The organism is Ruminococcus sp. (assembly GCF_045129435.1).
Classification (GTDB): domain Bacteria; phylum Bacillota; class Clostridia; order Oscillospirales; family Acutalibacteraceae; genus Ruminococcoides.
The window spans coordinates 1-3,016 of the sequence record NZ_JBGVJL010000128.1; the positions used below are offsets into that span (position 1 = coordinate 1).

At 37.1% G+C, this 3,016-nt stretch carries 2 protein-coding genes; one reads left to right on the forward strand and one right to left on the reverse strand.

Features of this window, described 5'->3' with window-relative positions:
- Window positions 1-1,000: RING finger protein (locus tag ACJMMI_RS06285; RefSeq protein WP_405354353.1), on the reverse strand; the 1,000-nt coding region annotated here is incomplete at its 3' end.
- A gap of 211 nt (window positions 1,001-1,211) precedes the next feature.
- On the opposite strand from ACJMMI_RS06285, the gene ACJMMI_RS06290 reads away from it, so the two are divergent.
- A partial coding sequence (locus ACJMMI_RS06290; RefSeq protein ID WP_405354354.1) for a DUF4011 domain-containing protein occupies window positions 1,212-3,016 on the forward strand: 1,805 nt, incomplete at its 3' end.

The window sequence follows — 3,016 nt, forward strand, 5'->3', positions numbered from 1 at the left end:
TGTTTTCGATTTGTTCATTGATTTTTGCTTTTGTTTTAAGTGATTCTTCTTCTGATTCTTTGTCAAAGCTGTTTGCATAGTTTTTGATTGAAGAAATTTTCTTTATGCAATGCTTGTAGTACATTCTGTTAGTTCTGAAACCGCAGATGAGCATAATGGCAAATCTGATTGCTCCGAGAATGTAGGGGATAACAAAGTAAAGAATATTTGTAGATGTCATTCCGCTGAATAAATCACTGAAATTTGCACCGCTGTAACCGCCCTGCAAAACTGCGGTGTAATTATCCATATAAATGTTATACGCCTCAGTAAACTGCGGTGTTGTCTGAATAATCAATGTACCTGCAAGCAAGGCAACAACAATTACAGAAATAAAAATTCCTATTGCGTACATCTTTCTGTACAGCATATATGCACCGGGCAAAATTGCCGAAACAAAGCTGAAGCGTGATTTATTAGTTCTTAAAATTGAGCCGAACACACGCATAAAGTAATTTGTGTTTTTGCCTACAAATATTGAAACCTCACCGGCGGTTACATTATCAGCAATTTTTTCATCTGCCTTAAAGCCTGCCATTGGGTCAAATGCTATAAAAGGAATACTGCCGTTTTGTGGATTCTGACCAAAAGGGTAACCGTTAAAATCAGGCGGAGTCTGACTGTTAGGATTATTGGCAGTATTATTTTGCTGTGTATTGTCCTTTAAAAGAGGTGCGCCGCAATGTTCACAATAAAAAAGTGTGCTGTCATTTGGGTGTCCGCATATTTTGCAGATTACCTCGCCATCAGAATTTTCGTTGTTGCCATTTGCTGAAGTATCTGCTGAGCTGTCATTTTCAAACGAAAATCCATCTGAATGTTTATCCTGATAAAAGCAATGGTTTTCCTTTTCCCAGCATTCTCTGTGGTGCGGTGTGCCACATTCAGGACAAACTACTATATCATCGCCCTCTTTGAACTGATTGTTACATACAGGGCATTTATATTTATAAAAATCCATATTTGCCTCCGGGTATTTTTATACAATCTAATTATAACAAATAAACTTTCTAAATGCAACAAATTTATTTAACTTATTTATATATTGCTAATTAGTTTGATTATATTATTATTTAACTGCAAAAAGAATATATTTAATCTAAAAATATTGTAATAAATTGGTAAATCTGTTATAATAACAATATTAATGCATTTAAGCAGGAGGATTGCTTATGAATGATAAAATAACTTTTCAGGTGGAAACCTTTGGTGCTATGAATTTGGCAATGCAGCAAAACTATGTTCCGCTTGTTCGCAGTGTGATTATAAAAAATAACAGCGATGAGGAATTGCACGATATTAAGGTGAAAATTTCGTTTGAACCTGATTTTGCAAAGCCTTATTTGCACAATATTGAGGTATTGCCGGCGAATGCTGAGGTAGAGGTAAGTCCTGTTAATATAATAGTATCTACAGAATATCTGTTTTCACTTACAGAAAGACTGGTTGCTCAGCTTTGTGTTGAAATAATGTGCGGTGAAGAAGTTATTAGCAACGGAACCGCAAATATTGATTTGCTTGCTTATGACCAATGGACAGGCTGTTTAATTATGCCGGAGATGATTGCAGCTTTTGTAACTCCTAATCATCCTGATATTGCAGGTATTCTTTCAAAGGCAACCGAGTATATGACTAAGTGGGGCAAACAACCTCGAATTACCGGATATATTACACACAATCCTGATGAGGTAAAAGTGCAGATGGCGGCTATTTATGCGGCTTTACAGTCCTGTAATATCAATTATAATCTTGCACCGGCGACTTTTGAAAAATTAGGTCAGCGTGTGCGTCTGCCGTATTCCGTAATTGAAAATAAGCAGGGTACTTGCATTGACCTTACTGTTACATATGCGTCCTGTCTTGAAGCGGCAGGTCTTAATCCGTTGATAATGTTGAAAAACGGTCACGCTTATTGCGGTTGTCGTCTTGAAGAAGAAACCTTTGCTGATTGCGTAATTGATGATTTTTCAGCTATTGACAAGCGTACTGTAAGCGGAAATGAAGATATTTTGCTTGTTGAATGTACGGATTTTACAGCAGGAAAAAATGTTGATTTTGAAAGAGCTTTAAAGCACGGCAAGGATAATCTGCTTGATTCTCAAAGCTTTATTTGTGCTGTCGATGTAAAAAGAGCGAGGGCAGGCGGTTTAAGACCTATCCCTCAGAAGATTACAAACGATCATATTCAGGGTAATGGAGATGTCACAAATGCGGAAGCAGAATATAAGGCTGTCGCACCAAAGGAGCTTAACAGAAATGATGTTGGCGTAATTGATTATGAAGCAGGTTCGCTCTCAAGAATACAAATGTGGGAGAGAAAATTGCTTGATTTCAGCCTAAGAAACTCACTTCTCAATTTTAGAGTTACTAAAAATGCTTTGCCGCTTCTGACTCATGACCTTGCAACACTTGAGGACAGCCTTGCTGACGGTGTTTCATTTGCAATAAGAGAATTGCCGAGTGAATGGACAATGTCGTTAAGAGATGCAAGACTTTATGAAATTGAGAATGAAAACGATCTTGCCACAAACATTGCAAGCGAAGAATTTAAAAACAAGAGAATTTGTGCGGTAATGCATGCCGAAGAACTTGAGAAAACACTCAAGAATATTTACAGAACTACAAAGGCAAGTATTGAAGAAAACGGCTCTAATACTCTGTTTTTGGCACTTGGCTTTTTAAAGTGGTATGAAAGTGACCTTTCGGAAAAACCACGATATGCACCTCTAATTATGATTCCTGTAGAGCTTGTTAAAAGCTCACATAACAAGGGCTATCTTTTAAGAAGCAGACAGGAAGAAACACAGATTAATATTACTTTGATTGAATATTTAAGACAGATTTTTGAACTGAAAATCCCGAGTCTTGATCCACTTCCCGAGGACGAGCATGGAACGGATATTCCGCTTGTATTTAACACTATTCGCAACTGTATTCTTGATAAAAAGCGTTGGAATGTTGTTGATACAGCTTGCCT